The sequence below is a fragment of the Pantoea sp. Aalb genome (assembly GCF_009829985.1).
In the GTDB taxonomy this organism is placed as follows: domain Bacteria; phylum Pseudomonadota; class Gammaproteobacteria; order Enterobacterales; family Enterobacteriaceae; genus SZZU01.
This window is the reverse complement of record NZ_SZZU01000003.1, coordinates 59,609-83,091: the sequence shown is the minus strand read 5'-3', so window position 1 is coordinate 83,091 and position 23,483 is coordinate 59,609. Positions and strand designations below refer to the sequence as shown.

At 29.5% G+C, this 23,483-nt stretch carries 15 protein-coding genes, 2 tRNA genes and 2 pseudogenes; 6 read left to right on the top strand and 13 right to left on the bottom strand.

All coding sequences use genetic code 11. From position 1 onward, the window contains the following. Positions 1 to 93: 93 nt before the first annotated feature. Complete coding sequence (gene lptG, locus FD728_RS03790) at positions 94 to 1,173, bottom strand: LPS export ABC transporter permease LptG (RefSeq protein ID WP_159934977.1); 1,080 nt, start codon at positions 1,171 to 1,173, stop codon at positions 94 to 96. Further along, entirely contained in the window at positions 1,170 to 2,267 is a 1,098-nt protein-coding gene (lptF, locus tag FD728_RS03785; RefSeq protein WP_159934975.1) for an LPS export ABC transporter permease LptF, read from the bottom strand. The genes lptG and lptF overlap by 4 nt, the downstream gene beginning before the upstream one ends. A 263-nt stretch (positions 2,268 to 2,530) precedes the next feature. On the opposite strand from lptF, the gene pepA reads away from it, so the two are divergent. The 6 genes from pepA (at position 2,531) to FD728_RS03755 (ending at position 10,467) form a co-directional block, all read left to right on the top strand. Then, entirely contained in the window at positions 2,531 to 4,042 is a 1,512-nt protein-coding gene (pepA, locus tag FD728_RS03780; protein ID WP_159934973.1) for a leucyl aminopeptidase, read from the top strand. A 79-nt stretch (positions 4,043 to 4,121) separates the two neighbouring features. Then, positions 4,122 to 4,565: a DNA polymerase III subunit chi gene (locus FD728_RS03775; RefSeq protein ID WP_159935111.1), complete on the top strand. Its 444-nt coding sequence runs from the start codon at positions 4,122 to 4,124 to the stop codon at positions 4,563 to 4,565. 18 nt (positions 4,566 to 4,583) lie between these two features. Beyond that, a complete protein-coding gene (locus tag FD728_RS03770) occupies positions 4,584 to 7,454 on the top strand; it encodes a valine--tRNA ligase (protein ID WP_159934971.1) in 2,871 nt (956 codons plus the stop codon). Between the two features lie 358 nt (positions 7,455 to 7,812). After that, complete coding sequence (gene argF, locus FD728_RS03765; protein ID WP_159934969.1) at positions 7,813 to 8,823, top strand: ornithine carbamoyltransferase; 1,011 nt, start codon at positions 7,813 to 7,815, stop codon at positions 8,821 to 8,823. 165 nt (positions 8,824 to 8,988) lie between these two features. Beyond that, complete coding sequence (gene pyrB, locus FD728_RS03760; protein ID WP_159934967.1) at positions 8,989 to 9,924, top strand: aspartate carbamoyltransferase; 936 nt, start codon at positions 8,989 to 8,991, stop codon at positions 9,922 to 9,924. A 156-nt stretch (positions 9,925 to 10,080) separates the two neighbouring features. Beyond that, complete coding sequence (locus FD728_RS03755; protein ID WP_159934965.1) at positions 10,081 to 10,467, top strand: Rid family detoxifying hydrolase; 387 nt, start codon at positions 10,081 to 10,083, stop codon at positions 10,465 to 10,467. Positions 10,468 to 10,881: 414 nt separating this feature from the next. On the opposite strand, the gene FD728_RS03750 is transcribed toward FD728_RS03755, so the two are convergent. The 11 genes and pseudogenes from FD728_RS03750 to secG all read right to left on the bottom strand — a co-directional run bounded on the left by FD728_RS03750 (position 10,882) and on the right by secG (position 23,431). Then, entirely contained in the window at positions 10,882 to 12,744 is a 1,863-nt protein-coding gene (locus tag FD728_RS03750; RefSeq protein WP_159934963.1) for a DEAD/DEAH family ATP-dependent RNA helicase, read from the bottom strand. Between the two features lie 894 nt (positions 12,745 to 13,638). Next, the gene (pnp, locus tag FD728_RS03745; RefSeq protein WP_159934961.1) at positions 13,639 to 15,777 is read right to left on the bottom strand and encodes a polyribonucleotide nucleotidyltransferase; all 2,139 of its coding nucleotides are present in this window, start codon (positions 15,775 to 15,777) and stop codon (positions 13,639 to 13,641) included. A gap of 280 nt (positions 15,778 to 16,057) precedes the next feature. Then, positions 16,058 to 16,327, bottom strand: coding sequence for a 30S ribosomal protein S15 (gene rpsO, locus FD728_RS03740; RefSeq protein ID WP_159934959.1), 270 nt, complete (start codon positions 16,325 to 16,327; stop codon positions 16,058 to 16,060). A gap of 193 nt (positions 16,328 to 16,520) precedes the next feature. Next, entirely contained in the window at positions 16,521 to 17,480 is a 960-nt protein-coding gene (gene truB, locus FD728_RS03735) for a tRNA pseudouridine(55) synthase TruB (protein WP_236261826.1), read from the bottom strand. Continuing rightward, the gene (gene rbfA, locus FD728_RS03730; RefSeq protein ID WP_159934955.1) at positions 17,473 to 17,904 is read right to left on the bottom strand and encodes a 30S ribosome-binding factor RbfA; all 432 of its coding nucleotides are present in this window, start codon (positions 17,902 to 17,904) and stop codon (positions 17,473 to 17,475) included. Before rbfA ends, truB begins: the two co-directional genes overlap by 8 nt. Positions 17,905 to 17,976: 72 nt before the next feature. Beyond that, a pseudogene (gene infB, locus FD728_RS03725) lies at positions 17,977 to 20,283 on the bottom strand (translation initiation factor IF-2); the annotation flags it as partial. A gap of 84 nt (positions 20,284 to 20,367) precedes the next feature. Further along, positions 20,368 to 20,685, bottom strand: a pseudogene (locus tag FD728_RS04810) (translation initiation factor IF-2 associated domain-containing protein); the annotation flags it as partial. Positions 20,686 to 20,701: 16 nt separating this feature from the next. Beyond that, positions 20,702 to 22,189 (bottom strand): transcription termination factor NusA, encoded by a 1,488-nt coding sequence (gene nusA / locus FD728_RS03720; RefSeq protein WP_159934953.1) that lies wholly within the window; start codon positions 22,187 to 22,189, stop codon positions 20,702 to 20,704. A gap of 663 nt (positions 22,190 to 22,852) precedes the next feature. Beyond that, positions 22,853 to 22,929 (bottom strand) — tRNA-Met (locus FD728_RS03715). A gap of 77 nt (positions 22,930 to 23,006) precedes the next feature. After that, positions 23,007 to 23,090 (bottom strand) — tRNA-Leu (locus FD728_RS03710). 14 nt (positions 23,091 to 23,104) lie between these two features. Next, positions 23,105 to 23,431 (bottom strand): preprotein translocase subunit SecG, encoded by a 327-nt coding sequence (gene secG / locus FD728_RS03705; RefSeq protein ID WP_159934951.1) that lies wholly within the window; start codon positions 23,429 to 23,431, stop codon positions 23,105 to 23,107. Positions 23,432 to 23,483 lie beyond the last annotated feature (52 nt).

Below are 23,483 nucleotides of genomic sequence, written 5' to 3'. Positions count from 1 at the left end.
AAATAAAACTAACTTTTTATTAAAAATTTTTTTATATTATATATTTATATAGTCAAAGTTAAAACAAATAAATATAAATTTATAGAAGTAAATTTAATTATTTTTTATAAGCATAAATATAGTAATTGTTAAAAATAAAGCAGTTGGAAGTGTTGCGCATAATATTGGAGGAAAATTAGATACTAAATTTAATGTTCTAAAAATATGATCAAGTATATAAAATAAAAATCCAAAACTAATGCCAGTTACTATATATACTCCTACAGATATACGATTTAATGAACTGAAAATAAATACTATACCCATTAACATCATAACTATTACTGACAATGGATGAAAAATTTTATTCCATACATTTAATATGTGATTTTTAGAATACTGACCACTTTGTTTGAGATATACACTATAATTATAAAGTTGTATAATAGAAAGAATATCTGGGTGTAACATTACTATATTGATTTTATCAGGGGTAAAAATAGTTTTCCATTCGATTTTTGTTTTTTTTGAGTGAGTAATCTGTGTTAAATCTTCGAAATTTAATTCGTTAGCATTGAAAAAAATCCATTTCTTTTTTTTAAAATCCCAATAAACTTTATTAGTATAAAACATATTAATTAAATTAAATTCATTATTAAAAGAATATAATTTTATTCCTTCAACTTCTCCATTACTTTTATTTTGTTTAAAATAAATAAATTTATTACCATCTTTAGCCCATACTCCATTATTAGTGGAAATTAATGTACCACCATAAAGTTTCTGAGAACGATAATTATATGCTATTTGTTCACTTTTAGGAGCAATGAATTCTCCAATTATTATAATAAATATTACTAATGGAATAGCTATTTTCATGACGGCTACAGTTACTTGAAAACTTGTAAATCCACAAGTTTGCATTACCATTAGCTCATTATGTTGAGCTAATATCCCTAAACCCACTAAGGTACCTAGCAGTACGGCCATAGGAAAAAAAGTTTCTATATCTTTAAATATAGTTAATAATGAATAGTAAATACAATCCCTTACTACATAATTACCCTGACCGACTTTGCGTAATTCTGCAGTGAATTTAATAATAGAAGATAAAGAAATGATTATAAATAATATTATTATAATAGTATTTAAAATTTTTTTTCCTATATATTTATCAAGTATTCTAAAAGTCACATTAACTCCCTACTACAGAAAAATAATCTAATACGACGCATTGTTATGGAATCCCATAAATTAAGTACTATTGCTAACGCTAAATAACAAAAATTAACAACCCACATCCAAACAGTAGGATCTAACTTACTTTTATCTGTATTGAATTTAAAAGAACTTTGTAGTAAAAAAAATATAAGATATAATATCATTGCAGGCAGTATAGATAACACACGTCCTTCACGTGGATTAACCATACTAAGCGGTACAGCTAATAATCCCATAATTAATATTGAAAAAATAAGAGTTAGTCGCCAATGTAATTCTGTTTGAGATTGCAAATTATTTTTTTGAAAAAAAAGTTTATACATATTTATTTGTTCAGAATTCTTTGGATTCATAACAGTGTTCTTATGAACTATTGCAATACGATAGTTTGAAAAATGAGTAATATGAAAATTGTTTAATTTTTCTATTTTTTCAAAACGCATTCCCTTATCTAATATAATCAATTGAATATTATCTGTTATTTGTTCAATATGACCACTATTAGCTGATAAAACTGAAGCATATTCCTCATTTGTTGATTGTTTCTGAACTAGAAATGCATTTCTAAAACTATTGCCTTTCATATATTCAATAAATAATACAACATTACCAAATGTATGGAACCGTCCTGGACTAAACAATAAAGTACTAGGATTTTCATCAATATTTTTTATTATTTTACTTTGGCAAAACAATGCCTTTGGCGCTAACCAACTTACATTAATAGTCGCCATAATTAAAGTAAAAAATATTAAAATTATAGATGATTTGATTAAAGAATAGTTATTCAAGCCACAAGCTTGCATAACTGTAATTTCATTTTCACTATAAAGACGTCCAAATGATATCAAAATCGCTAGAAATAAACTTAAAGGAAAAATTAGTTTTGCCATTTCTGGTATAGTAAGTCCTAATAATTTCATAATTAAGTTTGGAGGAATATTTCCTTCTGCTGCAGCATTTAAAATTTTTACTAATTGCTGGCAAAAAAATATTACTAGTAAAATAAATAATATAACTAATTGGCTTTTTATAGTTTCTTTGACAAGATATCTAATTATAATCACACTTAATATACCTTTAAAAACTTGTATTTTTAGATAAAAATCGCTAATTTTAACACTTATATTCTTATTAAAATTAAGAGAACATAATAATTAAATAGTATTAACATACTTTAGATTAGTAATAATAAAAAGTAAGAATTATCTTTCGCAATTAATGTTAATTTAAATTATCACAATATTAAAATTTTTAATGAATTTTGACATATTGCATTATAATAACAAATAACAGTAAAACTGTTATCTTCTAATATCCAGGAGAATACATGGAGTTCAGTGTAAAAAGCGGTAGCCCAGAAAAACAACGTAATGCGTGCATTGTTGTAGGAGTTTTTGAACCACGTCGTCTTTCATCTATTGCTGAGCAATTAGATAAAATTAGTGAAGGTTATATTAGTGCTTTACTACGCCGTGGTGAGTTAGAAGGTAAAATAGGCCAAACATTACTACTACACCATGTACCAAATATTTTATCTGAGCGAATTTTACTTATCGGATGTGGTAAAGAAAGAGAGTTAGATGAATGCCAATACAAAAAAATAATTCAAAAAACAATTAATACATTAAATGATACTGGATCAATGGAAGCTGTATGTTTTTTAACTGAATTGCATGTTAAAGGACGAAATATTTATTGGAAAGTAAGATATGCAGTTGAAACTTCAAAAGAAACATTGTATCATTTTGATCAATTAAAAAGTAATAAAATAGCTCTTCGACGTCCTTTACGTAAACTACTTTTTAACGTGCCAACACGTAGAGAATTAACTAATGGTGAACGTGCTATTCAACACGGATTAGCTATTGCTTCTGGTGTGAAAGCTGCTAAAGATTTAAGCAATATGCCACCTAATATTTGTAATGCTGCATATTTGGCTTCGCAAGCATGTCAATTAGCTGATGAATTCAGTAATAAAATAACTACTCGCATCATTGGAGAACAGCAAATGAAAGAGCTTGGCATGAATGCTTATTTAGCAGTCGGTTCAGGCTCACAAAATGAATCTTTAATGTCAATTATAGAATACAAAGGTAATTTTGATTCTGAGATACATCCTATTGTATTAGTAGGTAAAGGTTTAACTTTTGATTCTGGAGGTATTTCAATAAAACCATCTCAAGCAATGGATGAAATGAAATATGATATGTGTGGTGCAGCATCAGTATATGGTGTAATGCGCATGGTTGCAGAATTAAATTTACCCTTGAATGTCATTGGAATATTAACTGGTTGTGAAAATATGCTAGATGGACGATCAATACGCCCAGGAGATGTCTTAACTACTATGTCTGGACAGACAGTAGAAGTACTAAATACCGATGCTGAAGGTCGCTTAGTACTATGTGATGCTCTGACTTACGTCGAACGTTTTGAACCAGAAGTAGTAATTGATATCGCTACATTAACTGGAGCTTGCATGATAGCATTAGGTCATCATTTTAGTGGATTGTGGTCAAATAATCATTCTATAGCAAATGAACTCTTAAGTGCATCTGAACAATCTGGTGATTATGCTTGGCGTTTGCCGATGACTGATGAATATAATGAACAACTAATATCTAATTTTGCTGATATGGTAAATATTGGAGGCCGTGCAGGAGGAGCAATTACTGCAGCATGTTTTCTTTCACGTTTTACTCGTAAATTTAATTGGGCACATTTAGATATTGCCGGTACTGCTTGGTGTTCTGGTAAGTCTAAAAATGCAACTGGACGTCCAGTACCGATGATTTCACAGTTTCTCATAAATCGTGCTGGTTTAAATAGTGACGATTAATTATATATTTATTGTAATATTAATCGTATATTTTAATAAATTAAATAAATATTAAATATACATGCTAGATTGTAATATCATAAAAAATGTTACATTTTATGTAATGGAATCTGATTTATTTTATAATGAGTTAACCGCCGTAGAAATACTAGCATGTACTTTAATAGAAAAATATTGGCGTGATGGAAATCGTATTTTAGTTTCTTGCGAAAACCAAGAACAAGCTACTAGATTAGATGATGCACTGTGGCATCATACTGCTAATTCTTTTATACCACATAATTTAGCAGGTATAGGTCCACGTTACGGAGCACCAATTGAACTTACATGGCCACAACATAATAGCAGTTTACCAAGAGATTTAATGATCAGTTTATTACCGTATTTTTCAGATTTTACTACTTCTTTTAATCAAGTAATAGATTTCGTTCCTTACCAAGAATCTTTAAAAAAACTAGCACGTGATCGTTATAAAATATATCGCGAACTTGGTTTTAAATTAAATATAGTGGTTCTATCATAACCATAAATGACGATAAAAATGGAAAAAACATATAATCCACAAGATTTTGAACAATTACTTTACGAACACTGGGAGAAGAAAGGTTATTTTAGGCCGAATGGAGATCTTAACAAAGAAAGTTTTTGTATTATGATTCCACCTCCAAATGTAACTGGTAATCTACATATGGGGCATGCATTTCAACAAACTATAATGGATATAATGATTCGTTATCAACGTATGCAAGGAAAAAATACTTTATGGCAGACAGGTACTGACCATGCAGGTATTGCAACTCAGATATTAGTAGAACGTAAAATTTATGCTGAAGAAGCAAAGACACGTAAAGAGTATGGAAGAAAAAAATTTATAAATAAAATATGGCAGTGGAAAGAAGAATCAGGAAATAATATTTCGCAGCAAATGCGTCGCTTAGGTAATTCAGTTGATTGGAAGAGAGAACGTTTTACCTTAGATGAAGGTATATCTAATGCTGTTCAAGAAGTATTTATACGACTTTATAAAGAAAATCTTATTTATAAAGGTAAACGTTTAGTAAACTGGGATCCAAAATTACGAACTGCAATTTCTGATCTAGAAGTAGAAAATCGTGAAGTTAAAGGTTCTATCTGGTATATCAGATATTTACTAGCTAATGGGATAAAAACCAATGAAGGCAAAAATTATATAGTAATAGCGACTACACGTCCAGAAACTTTATTAGGTGATAGTGCTGTAGCAGTTAATCCACAAGATTTACGTTATAAAGATCTAATCGGTAAAAATGTGATACTACCATTAGTTAATCGGTACCTTCCTATTATAGGTGATGAATACTCGGATATGAAAAAAGGTACAGGTTGTGTAAAAATTACTCCAGCCCATGATTTTAATGACTATGAAGTAGGACGTCGTCATCAATTGCCAATGATTAATATTTTTACATTTGACGGAAATATTAGAGAATATGCCGAAGTATTTTATTTTGAAAACACAATCAATAGGATAAATACAAAAAAGTATTTTATTCCAATACAATTTCAGAAAATGGAACGTTTTGCAGCACGTAAAGCTATTTTAGCTGAATTAGATAAACTTGGTTTAATAGATGATATTAAAGATCATAACCTTACTATACCTTATAGTGATAGAGGAGAAGTTATAATTGAACCAATGTTAACTAACCAATGGTACTTACGTACAATCTTGATGTCTAAGGTAGCTATTGAAGCAGTAGAGAAAGGTGATATCAAATTTGTATCAAAACAGTATGAAAACATGTATTTTGCCTGGATGCGTAATATTCAAGATTGGTGTATTTCTCGTCAACTTTGGTGGGGACATCGTATTCCAGCTTGGTATGATCTTCATGGAAAAATATATGTTGGACGTTCTGAAAAAGAAGTTCGTCAACAAAATAAGTTGAAAGTAGACGTTATATTAAATCAAGATAATGATGTACTAGATACTTGGTTTTCATCAGCTCTCTGGACTTTTTCTACTCTTGGGTGGCCAGAAAATACTAAAGATCTACGCACATATCATCCTACAAACGTATTAGTTAGTGGTTTTGATATTATATTTTTTTGGATTGCACGCATGATTATGCTTACAATGCATTTCATTAAAGACGAAAATAATAAGCCACAAGTCCCTTTTAAGACTGTTTATATTACTGGTTTAATACGTGATGAAAAAGGACAAAAAATGTCCAAATCAAAAGGCAATGTTATAGATCCGATGGATATAGTCGATGGTATTTCATTAGAAAACCTTATAAATAAGCGTACTAGTAATATGATTAAACCCCACATGATGGATAAAATTAGTAAACGTACTCAAAAACAATTCCCTAATGGAATACCAGCATCCGGAACTGATGCCCTTCGTTTTACGCTAACAGCTTTAGCTTCAACTGGTCGTGATATCAATTGGGATATGAAACGTCTTCAAGGTTATCGTAATTTTTGTAATAAACTATGGAATGCTAGTCGTTTTGTATTAATGAACACAGAAAATCAAGATTGTGGACAAAATAGTAAAGAAATTAAAATTTTGCCAGTAGATCGTTGGATTCTATTAGAGTTTAATAGTACTATAAAGATATATCGTGAAGCGTTAGATACTTATCGTTTTGATATTGCTGCTAATATTTTATATAATTTTATTTGGAATCAATTCTGTGATTGGTATTTAGAATTTGCAAAACCAACAATTAATAACGGTAGCAAAGTAGAAATATGTGGTACATGTAATACATTAGTAACTGTATTAGAAGCATTATTACGCCTTGCACATCCAATTATTCCATTTATCACTGAAACTATTTGGCAACGTTTAAAATTATTAAAAAATATTAGTCATGATACAATCATGCTAGAATGTTTTCCTACATATAATAAGTTAATAAAAAAAGAAGATTTTATAGCAAAAGATGATATTGAGTGGATAAAAAAAATAATTATAACAGTACGTAGTATGCGTTCTGAAATAAATATAACATTTAATAAACCGATAAATTTACTGATAAGAGATTGTTCTTTAGAATCATTACGTCGTATAAAAGAAAATCAATATTTATTATACTCTATTTTATGTTTAGAAAAATTAATAATTTTAACTTCAAGGGAAAAGGCTCCTATATCAATTATTAAAATTATCGAAGGTACAGAACTACTAATTCCATTAAATAATATAGTGGATAAAACGGTTGAACTTAATCGATTAAAAAAAGAATTAATTAAATTAGATATGAAAATTGAAAAAATACAAATAAAATTAAATAAAACAAAATTTTCATCTAATGCACCAAAAAATTTAGTTATAAAAGAACTCGAACAAGTTAATAAACTAAAGAAATCTAAAGAAAAATTGATAAAACAATTAGATATAATATTATTATTAAATTAATATATTAAACGTTACAATATATTTTTAGTGATAATCATATTTAATTATCTCCTTCCTGTAATTTATTGATTTCAATGTTTTAATACTTAAAGCTTTAGTAAAAATTTTATCTTCCTTTGATATTAAGAATTTTATTTATTAACTATAAATATATATCAAATATATGTATAAAATTTTAGTAATTTATGTACATTTTATTTTTTGTTAAGTCATAAAGTATATAGCATAAACATAAATAATTACTTATTTATGTTATGTAGCTCTATTATGTAAAATACTTTAACATTTCATTTAAATGAATATTTAAATATTCATATTTTATTTAAATTCATTTAATCATGAACACTTGGAGTATTATATGAACCAGTTATATGGTCGTCATTTTCTTAGATTATTAGATTTTAATCTTCAAGATATCCAGTTTTTATTATCATTATCAAATGAATTAAAATACGCAAAAAAACAAAATAAAGAAATACAGTATTTAAAAGGTAAAAATATAGTTTTAATTTTTGAAAAAGATTCAACTAGAACACGATGTGCTTTTGAAATTGCTGCTTACGATCAAGGTGCTAATGTTACTTATATTGGTCCTACTGGAAGCCAGATTAATTATAAAGAATCAATAAAAGATACAGCTCGTGTATTAGGACGTATGTATGATGGTATTCAATATCGCGGTTATGGACAAGAAATTATAAATACATTAGCAGAATTTGCTGGTATACCAGTTTGGAATGGTTTAACTAATCAATTTCACCCAACACAAATTTTAGCTGACTTACTTACTATGCAAGAGCATTTGCCTAATAAAAATCTTAGTGATATGACATTAGTATATATAGGTGATGCTCATAATAACATATGTAATAGTATGTTAGAAGCTGCAGTATTAGTTGGTCTAAATTTGCGTTTAGTAGCTCCAAAAAACTGTTGGCCAGAAAAAGAATTAATAAAACAATGTCGTTCTGCTATAAAAGAGAAAAGCAGTTGTCAAATTACTATAACAGATAATATTATCGAAGGATTATACGGCGCTGATTTTATTTATACTGATGTATGGGTATCTATGGGAGAAGATGAATCTATTTGGGAAGAACGCATTGTATCATTGCAACCATATCAAGTTAATAGTAAAATACTTGAATTGACTGATAATAATAAAGTTAAATTTTTACATTGTTTACCAGCTTTACATAATAATCAAACTCTTCTTGGGGATCAAATAGCAATGAAATATAATCTCCATAACGGTATAGAGGTCAGTGATGAGGTATTTGAATCACCATATAGTATTGTATTTGATCAAGCAGAAAATCGTATACACACGATAAAAGCAGTTATGGTATCTACACTTATTAAAAAATAATCAGTTATTTATTTCTATTTAAAATAAAATATTAAATATGTATTTTTGCGTTTTAATTTATTAAAAAGGATTATATATGCATCAATATAGCTTGAAATTTGCATTTTAAAAAAAATCTAAATTAATTTATTTAATAATCTAATATATTCTAAATTTAGAGAAATTATGATCAATCCGTTATATCATAAGCATATTATTTCTATTAACGATTTTAATCGTGATGAAATTGAACTAGTATTGTATACTGCAAATCAATTAAAAATTCAATCATATCCCAAATTACTAAAACATAACGTGATTGCTAGTTGTTTTTTTGAATCTTCTACACGTACACGTTTATCGTTCGAAGCAGCTATACATCGACTTGGTGCTTCTGTTATAGGATTTAATGATTGCAATAATACTTCTTTAGGGAAAAAAGGAGAAAATTTTGCGGATACTATTTCAGTCATTGGTAGTTATGTAGATGCTATTGTGATACGCCATCCACAAGAAGGCGCAGCACAATTAGCAGCAAAATTTTCTGGTAATGTACCTGTAATTAATGCAGGTGATGGTGCTAACCAACATCCTACCCAAACTTTATTAGATCTATTTACTATTCTTGAAACTCAAAAGAGACTTGATAACCTTAATGTAGTAATGATTGGAGATTTAAAATACGGTAGAACCGTACATTCATTAGCTCAAGCATTAGCAAAATTTGATAATAATCGTTTCTTTTTTATTTCGCCAGACACCTTAGCAATGCCTAATTATATTATTACTATGTTAAATAATCACAATATTATCTGGTCTTACCATGATAATATTAAAGAAGTAATGCCAGAACTTGATATTATCTATATGACAAGAGTTCAAAAAGAACGCCTAACTCCTTCTGAATATTATAACATAAAACCACAATTTGTTTTACATGCTGCAGATCTTCTTAAAGCAAAAAATAGTATGAAAATACTACATCCATTACCACGCATTAATGAAATAAACATAGACGTAGATAAAACTCCTTATGCTTATTATTTTCAACAAGCTAGTAATGGTATTTTTACTCGACAAGCACTATTAGCATTAGTATTGAATAATATGTTAATATTATAAATATATACGGATATTTTATTTTCAAATTATCTAAATAAATATACAGTAGTAAAAATAAAATATTCTTAATTACATATAGTACATATTTTTTATTAATGTAATTTTTATAATTTATTCGTTATTAACAATAATAAATTGTATTTTATAGGGAAAATAATGATTAGTGTAATAAATACTACAAATGCTCCACAAGCAATTGGTCCTTACGTCCAAGGTGTTGATTTAGGAAATATAATTATTATTTCAGGTCAAATTGCCATTAATCCACATACAGGTAGCATACCTAATGACATATCATCACAAACAACACAGTCTTTAGAAAATATAAAAGCTATTGTTGAAGCTACTGGATTAAAAGTAAAAAACATAATAAAAACTTCAATTTTTATAATAGATCTTAATGATCTATCAATAGTAAATACTATTTATGAACGATTTTTTATTAAAAATAATGCCATTTTTCCTGCACGTTCTTGCGTAGAAGTATCACGTCTTCCTAAAGATGTAAGTATAGAAATAGAAGCAATTGCTACACGTATTTAAAAACCTTTATTAAAAAATATTTAAAATAAATAAAAAATAGAGAATAAAATATAAATAAATATTTAATTAATAAATAGTTCATTTATCCATAAAAAAAAAAAATTAAATAATGAAATATATCTTAAATGCTCAAAATTTAACAACAAATCTTTTCTAAAATCAAAATTTACATTTTATTTTACTAAACTAACTATAGTCGGTTAAAAGTTTTATTCTTATTCTTAATTAATAATGTAAAAATTTTTATTTAGATTTACTTAGATTAATCTAAATTATTTAATTAACCAATAGCAAATAACAATAAGTACTTAAAATAATATAAGTACTTAAAAAATAAAATTATTAGTTATATAAAATTCTATTTTAATTTTGATATATCTACTAATTAAGAGCTACCTTTTTTAAGCTTTAGTGTTAGATATCACGACGACGTGTTGCAGATGATGATACAGTTTCTTGTCCTTGCACACTACGATTAATTTCACGTCTTTCTGAAAAACGACGATTATTACCTTCTCGATTACTACGACGTGTACTAGAAAAATCGCGACTATTACTACTATGAGAATTATTATTATCAGGAGCAGCATCACCTAACAGCTGCATATTCATTGGCTTATTAAGAATACGTGTTCGGGTAAAGTGTTGAAGAATTTTACCAGGCATGCCTTTTGGAAGTTCTATCGTAGAATGTGAGCTAAATAATTTAATATTACCAATATAACGACTGCTTATATCACCTTCATTTGCAATAGCCCCTACAATATGACGTACTTCTACACCGTCATTATGACCTACTTCGATCCTATATAATTGCATTTCACCAATATCACGCCGTTCACGCCGTTCACGCCGTATACGCTGCTGCTCTCCAGTTCTATTATCACGTGAATAGTTAATAGAATTGTTTAAAGAACGACGATTATCACGGCTACGGAAACAATATTGTAAACGCGGTGAATCTGGTGATAAAATAAGTGGTCTTACTCCCTGTGCCATTTTTAATAGAACAGTTGCTAAAGTTTCTATGTCTAAATTTTCTTTTAATTGTATTTTGTTTAATAAAGTACGGTAGGATTCAAGATCCTTACTAGTTACTTGCTTTTGTACTTTATCTGCAAAATTTGCTAAACGCCGTTCAGTTAAAAGTTCTATGCTTGGTAGTTCTACTTCTGGAATACTTGCTTTTATAGTACGTTCAATATTCCGTAATAAACGACGTTCACGATTCTCGACAAATAATAGAGCTCGACCAGAACGACCAGCACGACCAGTACGACCTATACGGTGGACATAAGATTCTGCATCCATTGGAATATCATAGTTAACAACCAGGCTAATACGTTCTACGTCTAAACCACGTGCTGCAACATCAGTCGCAATTAAAACATCAAGCCGACCATCTTTTAATCGTTCTAATGTTTGCTCTCTCATAGTTTGATTCATATCACCATTTAATGCAGCACTATTATATCCATTATGTTCTAATGCTTCTGCTACTTCTAATGTTGCGTTTTGAGTACGTACGAAAATAATAGCTGCATCAAAATCTTCCACTTCTAAAAAACGTACTAATGCATCAATTTTACGACCATAAGCAGTCCAGTAAGATTGTGATATATCTGGACGTGTAGTGACACTAGACTGGATACGTACTTCTTGAGGATCTTTCATAAAACGTTTACTAATACGACGTATCATATCTGGCATAGTAGCAGAAAACAATGCAGTTTGATGACCTGCTGGAATTTGTGCCATTATTGTTTCAACATCTTCAATAAAACTAACACGTAACATCTCATCAGCTTCATCTAATACTAAACCACGTAAAGAAGATAAATTAAGTGTACCGCGTTTTAAATGATCAAGTAAACGACCTGGGGTACCTACTACAATTTGGGGACCTTGACGTAATCCACGCAATTGTACATCGTAACGTTGACCACCATATAAAGCTAATGCGGTTACGCCTAACATATGTTTAGAAAATTCATTAAAAGCTTCTGCTACTTGTACTGCTAGTTCACGAGTTGGTGCTAATACTAAAATTTGAGGTTCTTTTAAGGATGGATTAATATTATTTAATAATGGCAACGAAAATGCAGCTGTTTTACCACTACCAGTTTGTGCCATAGCTAATACATCTCGTCCAGCCATTAAATAAGGAATACATTCAGCTTGAATAGGTGAAGGTTTTTTATATCCCATCTCATTTAAAGCACATAAAATTGATTTATTAAGACCTAAATCAGAAAAGTTGTTTTGAGTATCAATCATGTAATGCAACTGCCTCTTAGATTACTATAACCAGCCTACATATAACTAACCAAAAGATTGATAGTTATTTTTATTATATTTTTAACTGGCTAAAATTATATATTTAACTAAAGAACTAAATCTGTTGGAGGGGAAATGATTTGACGAGCAAATTAACAATTAAAGATTTTCAACTATACACTGGACTAGTCAGATTCTAATCATTATCTTATAAGCTGACTTAATCATTGTTATACTAGCCATCTATATACACAAAAATAAGCTTTTTAATAATTTTGTGCTAATCACTTCCAGATCTAAATTTAAATAGTATTACCTCTAAAAAAGTTTTAAAAATAATTTTATTTAAAAACATATAGCAACATTATTGGTTTTAATCTTTTTTTAAACTCCTAAGTTTATATTCTTTACTGTATTACGCTAAGTAAGATTAAAAATCTATTATTCCTTTTTATTGTCAATTTATTGTCAATATACATATTTAAATTTTATACATTTTATTGTCAATATACATATTTAAATTTTATACATTATTTTATTAGCCTATAAAATTATTATTTTATCTTTAAAATAAAAGTACATGTAAATTTAAAATCTAAAATACTTGTTTATAAAATATTTATAAAATTACTAACTTGATATTGTGATCATATACATATTTACAAAAATGATTATAATATATAATAAAGATTATTATCTAAATACTTTAAATATAAAATCAATTTTTATAAATTATTGTATAATTATATTATACAATAATTTATATTCATATAATAGCTTTACCTTAAATAAAAAATAATTTTTATAATTAAGAAATAATATATTATTCTGAGTATTTTAAAAAAATTAAGAATAACTTAAATTAAAACTAATTTAACATAAATTAATTAATCACTATATATTAGATGATTCATTATCTAATAATTTAGATTCTTCTAATGATTGTTGTTCTGTAGCTTCTTTGATACTTAAACGCACTCGTCCATGTCGATCAACTTCCATCACTTTAACTGAAATTTCTTGCCCTACTTTTAAATAGTCACTTACTTTATCTACACGTTTGTCAGCTATTTGTGAAATATGAACTAAACCTTCTTTATTAGTATTATTAATAGCAATAAAAGCTCCAAAATCAACAATACGTATAACCTTACCACTATAAATCCGACCTATTTCTAATTCAGCTGTAATTTCTTCAATACGACGGATAGTTTCTTTTGCCTTTATATCATCAATAGCTGCAATTTTTATTGTACCATCATCTTCAATTTCAATAGTAGTACCTGTTTTTTCACCTAATGAACGAATAACAGATCCACCTTTACCTATAACATCTTTAATTTTATCAGAACTGATTTTTATTGTATAAATACGTGGTGCAAACTCAGATATTTCTTGACGTGGAATACTAATAGCTTGTTCCATAACATTTAAAAGATGCATACGTGCACTTTTAGCTTGATTAAGAGCTAATTGCATAATTTCTCTAGTTATACCTTCAATTTTTATGTCCATTTGTAAAGCTGTAATACCTTCACGGCTACCGGCTACTTTAAAATCCATATCTCCAAATTTATCTTCATCTCCAATAATATCAGATAGTACTATGAATTTTTCATCTTGTTTTATCAAACCCATCGCTATACCAGCTACAGCAGCCTTTATTGGTACTCCAGCATCCATGAGAGCTAAAGATGCACCACATAAAGAAGCCATAGAAGAAGAGCCATTAGATTCAGTAATTTCAGATACAACTCTTACTGTATAAGGAAAAATTTCTTGATTAGGCATTACTGCTAGTAATCCGCGCTTAGCCAATCTACCATGACCTATTTCACGACGTTTTGGAGGACCAATCGTACCAGTTTCACCAACTGAATAAGGAGGGAAATTATAGTGAAAAAGAAAATTATCGGTACATTCTCCCATGATCTCATCTAAATTTTGCGCGTCACGTGAAGTACCTAATGTAGCTGTAACTAAAGCCTGTGTTTCACCTCGAGTAAACAAAGCAGAACCATGAGTTCTCGGAAGTACTCCCGTCCGAACATCAAGAGCTCTAATCATATCTTTTTCACGACCATCAATACGTGGCTTGCCACTTAAAATACGACTACGAACTATATTACGTTCTAAATTATATAAGATATCAATAATTTCTAATTCATTTAATGTTTCATCTTTTGTTAAAAGATCTGTAATAATCTCATCTTTAATAAGGTTAACTTGTGTACAGCGATCTTGTTTATTAACAATAAGATAAGCATCATTAATTCGATTTTCACCTAAATCAATAATACGTTCCATTAAAATATTATTAGCAAGTTTAGGTTGCCAATCCCAACGTGGTTTACCTGCATTAGCAACAAAATGATTGATATTTTCAATGACAATCTGTTGTTGAGCATGACCAAATACTATTGCACCTAACATTTGATCTTCTGTAAGGACATTAGCTTCAGATTCAACCATCAATATTGCATTTTCTGTACCAGATACGATTAAATCTAAACGAGATTGTTTAATTTCATCAGCAGTTGGGTTTAACACATATTGATCATTAATATAACCTATACGAGCGGCACCAATAGGACCGTTAAATGGAATACCTGACAATGACAATGCAGTAGACGCTCCAATCATTGCTACAATATCTGGATTAACTTGAGGATTTACAGATACTACAGTAGCAATCACCTGTACTTCATTTACAAATCCTTTAGGAAATAACGGGCGAACTGGTCGGTCAATTAAACGTGCATTTAATATTTCTCCTTCACTTGGACGGCCTTCACGACGAAAAAAACTACCAGGAATACGACCAACGGCATAAGTACGTTCCTGATAATTTACTGTGAGTGGAAAAAAATCCTGACCTATTTTTGCTTTTTTCTGACCAACAACGGTCACGAAAACTGCTGTGTCGTCCATACTGACCATTACAGCAGCAGTGGCCTGGCGTGCCATTATGCTAGTTTCCAGCGCGATGGTATGCTGACCATATTGAAATTTATGTACGATCGGGTTCAGCAAAATTTGAATCCTTAAATTTAAAGGTAAAAAGGATTTTAGCTTGCCATTAATAATTTTTTATTTTATCCTCAAAATATTAAGGATAATCTTTAAGCATCCTAGCAGCAAAGTTTCTTTTTACCACGAGAATTTTATTAGCAAAGAGTATTGCCAGAATAAAACTGCTGACGATTTATTAAATTTAAAAAACCTTAAAGGCTTATTGAACTAAATTTTTATGAAAAAAACTATTTAAATATTTACTTAAAATATTTTTATATAGTTATTAACTTTTATTTATTTAACGACGTAATCCTAGCTCTTCAATTAAATTAATATATTGATTAATATTTTTATATTTTAAATAATTCAATAATTTACGACGATGAGATACAATACGTAACAGACCACGTCGACTATGGTGATCTTTTTTATGCTTAGCAAAATGACATTGTAGTAGATTAATTTTAGCAGTTAACAAAGCAATTTGAACTTCAGTTGAGCCACTATTATTAGAACTATTACCATGTTTAATAACTATTTCTGCTTTATCTTTTATACTTAAAGCCATTAATAAACTCCAATAATATTACTATAACATTTAGTGCTAATCTTTCAACAGGCTAGTTTTGTAATATTGTACTCTTTTAGTGCTAATCTTTCAACATCTTAGTTTTATAATATTGTACTCTTTATTAAAAATTAACGCAAAATTAAAAATTAACGCAAATGAGTAATTGTTTTAAATTAATACTTTTTATATTTTATTGTAAAGGAAGATTAACAATTAAACGCTTAGGTACAATATTTCCATGCTCGTCTATTTGACCAATACCGATAAATTTTCGTATTTTACCTTCTGTAACACGTACTAATAAACCCTTATCTTCTAATTTAAATTTTGATATTTGAACTTTATGTCCATTTTTAAAATAAATTACATTAAGACTATGTAAATCTAAATTAACTTCTGGAAAATGGGCAATAGGACTATCAACTGGTAGCAATAAATTATCTAATAATTTTAAATATGAAATTCCTTGCATATTAGCTTGTTTAATTAAATTTTCTAAATACTCTAATGTAATCATTTCATTTGCTGAATACTCTGATACTCCTAAACGACGGAGCATAATAACGTGTGCACCACATTTTAACTTTTCACCAAGATCATCAATTATAGTTCTAATGTAAGTACCTTTAGAACAGTAAACTTCTAATTCGATCTCGTGATCTTCCCAACGAATTAATAGTAAATCATAAATTAAAATAGGACGTGCTATGCGTTTTATTTCAATATTTTGCCTTGCATACTCATATAATGGACGACCTTGATATTTAAGAGCAGAAAACATTGAAGGAACCTGTAATGTCTTACCAAGAAAACTATTTAATGCATGATTTAATTCATATTGATTAAAATTTAAAGGGCGTATTTGTATAATTTTCCCATCAGAATCAGAAGTATTAGTACGTTGCCCTAGATAAGCAATAACCCGGTATCGCTTATCAGAATTGAGTAAATACTGTGAAAACTTAGTAGCTTCTCCAAAACAAATAGGTAGCATACCAGTCGCTAAAGGATCTAACGAACCAGTATGTCCAGCCTTATTCGCATGAAACAAGTGTTTTACTTTTTGTAATATCGAATTAGATGATATACCTTTATTCTTATCTAAAAGTAATACACCATGTATATCGCGACTAGAATAAGCATTACTCATCATCACACCTTTTTAGTATTTTTTTGAAAACCTCATCATGATGATTATCATTAAATTTAATTTTGTTATTCTTATTAAGACTAGATATTAAATTTGATATTTTCATGCCTTCAATAAATGAATTATCATGAAAGAAACTCAATTCTGGAACAATACGTAAACACATCATTTTACCAATTAATATACGAATATAACTAGATGCTTGTTTTAATACTTTTAAACTATTGATTACTAATTCTTTATTATCTTTATCATGAAAAAAAGTAACAAAAATTTTAGCATAAGCTAAATCACGTGAAACTTTTACTCCAGAAACTGTCATCATCTTTAAACGTGGATCTTTTATTTCTCGTTGTAAAATAATAGAGATTTTTTTTTGCAACTCCTGCGCAACGCGCTGAGAGCGAGAAAACTCTTGATCCATCATAATCCCCAAACAATATAATCTTTAAGTAATTAGGGAGATTATACTCCCTAATTACTTTATAATAATTTATTATTTATTAACTGTATGTTTAACTTTAGTTATTTCAAATACTTCAATTATATCACCAATATGAACATCATTATAGTTTTTTACACCAATGCCACATTCTATTCCGTTACGTACTTCATTAACGTCATCTTTAAAGCGACGAAGTGATTCTAATTCTCCTTCATAAATCACTACATTATCACGGAGTACACGAATAGGATTATTTCGTTTAATATTACCTTCTGTAACCATACAACCAGCAATAGCACCAAATTTTGGTGATTTAAATACATTACGTACTTCTGCTAAACCAATAACCTGTTGTTTATACTCTGGAAGTAACATTCCACTAATCGCTAATTTAACTTCATCAATTAAATGATAAATAACAGAATAATAACGTAGATCTAAATTTTCGAATTCAATTAAACGACGTGCAGAATAATCAGCACGTACATTAAAACCTAAAATAATAGCATTAGAAGCTGCAGCTAAGCTCGCATCAGTTTCAGTAATACCTCCTACACCAGAACCAACGATTTTTAATTTTACTTTATTAGTAGAAAGTTTTAATAAAGAATCAGTAATTGCTTCAACAGAACCTTGTACATCAGCTTTTAGAACAATATTTAACTCTGATATTTCATCTTCTTCATTTATATTAGCAAACATGTTTTCTAAATTTAATTTTTGTTGACGTGCGAGCTTAACTTCACGAAATTTTCCTTGACGATATAATCCTACTTCACGAGCTTTTTTTTCGTCTCTTACAACTGTAACTTTATCACCAGCCGCCGGTACTCCAGATAAACCAAGTATTTCCACTGGAATAGATGGACCTGCCTGTATAACTTCTCGACCAAATTCATCACGCATAGCACGTACGCGCCCATATTCTAAACCACATAGGACAATATCACCTTTATGTAATGTACCTTCACGTACTAATATAGTTGCAACAGGACCACGTCCTTTATCAAGAAATGATTCTATAACCATACCGCTGGCCATACCTTCACGAATTGCAGTTAATTCTAAAATTTCTGCTTGTAATAAAATAGCATTTAATAAATCATCAATACCAGTTCCATCTTTTGCTGAAACTTTAACAAATATATTATCACCACCCCATTCTTCTGATATAATACCATATTGAGTTAATTCTTTTTTTAATTTATCTGGATTAGCTTCTGGTTTGTCTATTTTATTGATCGCAACTACAACTGGTACACCAGCTGCTTTAGCATGTTGAATAGCCTCTATAGTTTGAGGCATTACTCCATCATCAGCAGCTACTACTAAAACTACTATATCCGTTGCTTGAGCCCCACGAGCACGCATTGCAGTAAATGCAGCATGTCCTGGAGTATCTAAAAATGTAATCATACCATTTTCTGTTTCAACGTGATATGCTCCAATATGTTGAGTAATACCACCAGCTTCACCAGAAGCTACTTTAGTTGATCTAATATGATCTAACAAGGATGTTTTTCCATGATCAACATGTCCCATGATTGTTACTACTGGTGCTCTAGCTTCTAAAATGGAATTTATATCACGATCTCCCATGACGGATTCTTCTAACTCGTTTTCTCGTTTTAAGATAACTTTATGTCCCATATCTTCTGCAACTAATTGAGCCGTCTCTTGATCAATAACTTGATTAATAGTAACCATCGCTCCCATCTTCATCATAGCTTTAATAACCAAAGAACCTTTTACAGCCATTTTATTAGCTAATTCAGCTACAGTAATAGTTTCACTAATCACAACATTTCTATTCACTACTTGGACAGGCTTATTAAATACTTGTTGTAATGAACTTAATTTACGATTTTTATTACTTTTGCCACCACGAACTGCTGCACGTGCTTCTTCACGATCTGTTTTAGCTTCTGAATGTTTATTACTTTTCTTAGTTGGGCGAACTGCTTTAATATTACGAGTACGATTACGACTATTTTCTACTTCACGATCATTTTCATCTTCTGCTTGACGTGCATGACTAGATGTTGTAGTGTGATAATCTTCTTTATCTTCTTCATCTGGTTTTTCCCATTCAGCTGATTGCTCTGCAGCTAAACGGCGAGCTTCTTCGGCAATACGGCGTGCATTTTCTTCTAGCTTACGTCGTACTCCTTCTTCTGCTTTATGCTTTAATTCTGCAGCTTTAGCTTCACGACGAGCCTTATCAAACCGCATAACTCTAATTATTTGATCGGTAGGTTGATTTACTTTTTCATCTTCAGTTGTTTTACGCTTCGCATTTCTAGCTATTTCATTCTTGGCTTGCACTTCAGATTTGTGTTGTTTTTTCTGTTCAACTTCGAGATGTATTTGTTGTTTAATGATATTACGATTTACTAGCTCTTCTATTTGAGGTTTAGCTTCACTTTCTATTTTAGAATGAATTTGAGTTTGTTCAGACTCTTTATCATGTCCTTTTATATATGTACGTTTTTTGCGAACTTCAATTTGAACTGCTTTACTTTTACCTCCAGTTCCTGAAATGTTTAAGGTACTACGTATTTTACGTTGCAAAGTTAATTTTCCTGAATCAATAGCTTGACCATGTTCACGATTTAAGTGGGACAGTAAGGTCTCTTTTTCTTGCTGAGATACCGCATCATTTTCAGATTTTTGAATACCAGCATCAGCAAATTGCTGTACTAATCTATCAACTGGAGTATGAATTTTAGCAGCTAGCAATTTTACAGTTACATCTGTCATACTGTTTTTTCCTGTATTAAGCGTCATTGCCGAACCAGCAAATATTACGTGCAGCCATAATTAAAGAACCAGCTTTTTTATTATCTAATCCTTCAATATCTATAAGATCGTCAATACTTTGTTCAGCTAGATCTTCCATAGTATAAATACCTTTGGACATTAGACGATACGCTAAGATACGATCTATGCCTTCAAGTTTTAATAGATCTTCAGATGGTTTTTGATTACCAAGTTTTTCTTCTTTAGCTAAAGCTAAGGTAGTTAATACGTTTTTTGCGCGTTCACGTAATGATTCAATAATTTTTTTATCTATATTATTGATTTCTAATAACTCTTTTATTGGAATATAAACTAATTCTTCTAATGAGGAAAATCCTTCTGCAACTAACGTTTTAGCTAAATCTTCATCAAGGTCAAGATATTTAGTAAACAGATTAATAGCTGCATGAGATTCAGCTTGGTGTTTGGCTTGTAGATCATCTACAGTCATTACATTTAATTTCCAACCACTTAATTGAGAAGCTAAACGTACATTTTGTCCATTACGTCCTATTGCTTGGGCTAAATTAGTAGCTTCAACTGCAATATCCATACTGTGATTATCTTCATCAACTACAATTGATACTACGTCAGCAGGAGCCATTGCATTAATAACAAATTGTGCTGAATTATCATCCCATAATACAATATCAATACGCTCACCGCCTAATTCACTAGATACTGCTTGAACACGTGCCCCACGCATACCAACACAAGCACCCACAGGATCAATACGTTTATCGTTAGTTTTTACTGCAATTTTAGCACGTGAACCTGGATCTCGTGCAGCTGCTTTAATTTTAATTACTTCTTCACCAATTTCAGGTACTTCAATTCTAAACAACTCAATTAGCATTTCTGGTTTAGAACGTGTAAGAAATAATTGTGTGCCACGTGCTTCTGGTCGTACGGCATATAATACTCCACGAATACGATCTCCTGGACGAAAATTTTCACGTGGTAACATATCTTCACGAATAATTATAGCTTCAGCATTATTACCAAGATCCAAAGTAATATTATCTCTGTTTACTTTTTTTACTACACCAGTAATAATACGGCCTTCATGTTCCCGAAATTGAGAAACCATCATTGCACGCTCAGCTTCTCTTACTTTTTGTACTATAACTTGTTTTGCTGTTTGAGTTGTAATTCTATCAAAGGTAACAGATTCAATTTGATCTTCAACATAGTCACCTAATTTAAATGATGCATTTTCAAATTTAGCTGCTTCTATTGTAATTTCACGAGTTGGTTGTAATACTTCTTCAACGATTTTCCAACGGCGAAAAGTATCAAAATCACCATTACGGCGATCAATACTAACTCGTACATCAATCTCTTGTTCATATTTTTTTTTAGTCGCAGTAGCTAAAGCACTCTCTAATGCTTCAAATATTTTTTCACGTGGTAGGGCTTTCTCATTAGAAACGGCTTCGACTACAGCTAAAATTTCTTTATTCATACTGGTTAGCCTCAATTAAAACTTTTAAAAGCGAGGAACCAGATTCGCTTTCTGAACATTGATCAGTGCGAACATTTCATCGCTACCCTTAAAAAAATTACTGTGATCCTTTTTAATAATACCCGCAATGTATAATTATTTTATATGGTATACTCAATAATAAATTTTAATTTTAATACTTAATAAAACATACATACCATAATATTTAAAATTAGAAAATTTGATTATCAACAATACTAATTTTTTAATTACTGTTTTATTATTTTAATTAAAATCAATATTTTTATTCATTACACTACTAAATAAACTCGTTATTAACATTAATACAATAACAATTATTTATATTAATATTTTCGTTGATTTATTTAATAAGATCGATATTTATATTTCATGAATCTATTATGATTAATTGATAACTAAAGTACCTACTAGATCTAAGGATTAATTTTTACTCTAAAATTGAAATTAATTTTTCTAAAAGATATAAAAAAAGGGCTCTTAGTTGCCCATTTAGCTCATTTAATTTTTAGATAATAAAAAACCCCGAACTTTCGGGGTTTTTTATTATCTAACTAACCCTAATATAATAGTATTTAAAATTATAATTTTAAAATTAAATATTTCAATAAAACATCATATATTTGTTAATTTTACACATCTAAATGGTTGCGGGGGTCGGATTTGAACCAACGACCTTCGGGTTATGAGCCCGACGAGCTACCATACTGCTCCACCCCGCGATTGAAAATATATAAATATAAACTTTATGCTAAATTTAAAAAATATGCAAATTATATTAGAATGAAAAATAATTTAGTACCGAGGACGGGACTTGAACCCGTAAGCTCAAATGAGCATTACCACCTCAAAGTAACGTGTCTACCAATTTCACCACCTCGGCATGTACCCGATATATTATTGAGGAACATCATTCCCTTGTATATTCAATTTATTTTGACTTTGATGCTGTATGGGTGAGTTTAAAGTCTCCCATTTGCTTATTTTCAAAGATTTATTACGGTTAAAATTTCCTAATATTAAACTACAAACAAAGAATAAAGTAGCAAATAAAGCAGTAATTCGAGTTATGAAATTAATAGATCCATTTATACCAAATAAAGAGGTAGAAGCATTTGAACCTAATGAAATCCTTGGATCAGCACCTTTTCCTGGTTGTAACATGATTAAAATTATAAGACTAATAGCCACAATAAGAAATACAATTAACAGGACTTCATACATAAAAATTTATTTCCTTAAAACATACTTAAATTTTTAATTCTTCTAAAAAAAC

Coding starts and splice junctions, on each gene's coding strand:
- pepA (WP_159934973.1), top strand. CDS start 2,531: ATGGAGTTCAGTGTAAAAAGCGGTAGCCCAGAAAAACAACGTAATGCG.
- FD728_RS03770 (WP_159934971.1), top strand. CDS start 4,584: ATGGAAAAAACATATAATCCACAAGATTTTGAACAATTACTTTACGAA.
- argF (WP_159934969.1), top strand. CDS start 7,813: ATGAACCAGTTATATGGTCGTCATTTTCTTAGATTATTAGATTTTAAT.
- pyrB (WP_159934967.1), top strand. CDS start 8,989: ATGATCAATCCGTTATATCATAAGCATATTATTTCTATTAACGATTTT.
- FD728_RS03755 (WP_159934965.1), top strand. CDS start 10,081: ATGATTAGTGTAATAAATACTACAAATGCTCCACAAGCAATTGGTCCT.
- FD728_RS03750 (WP_159934963.1), bottom strand. CDS start 12,744: ATGATTGATACTCAAAACAACTTTTCTGATTTAGGTCTTAATAAATCA.
- rpsO (WP_159934959.1), bottom strand. CDS start 16,327: ATGGCTTTAAGTATAAAAGATAAAGCAGAAATAGTTATTAAACATGGT.
- truB (WP_236261826.1), bottom strand. CDS start 17,480: ATGAGTAATGCTTATTCTAGTCGCGATATACATGGTGTATTACTTTTA.
- rbfA (WP_159934955.1), bottom strand. CDS start 17,904: ATGGATCAAGAGTTTTCTCGCTCTCAGCGCGTTGCGCAGGAGTTGCAA.
- nusA (WP_159934953.1), bottom strand. CDS start 22,189: ATGAATAAAGAAATTTTAGCTGTAGTCGAAGCCGTTTCTAATGAGAAA.
- secG (WP_159934951.1), bottom strand. CDS start 23,431: ATGTATGAAGTCCTGTTAATTGTATTTCTTATTGTGGCTATTAGTCTT.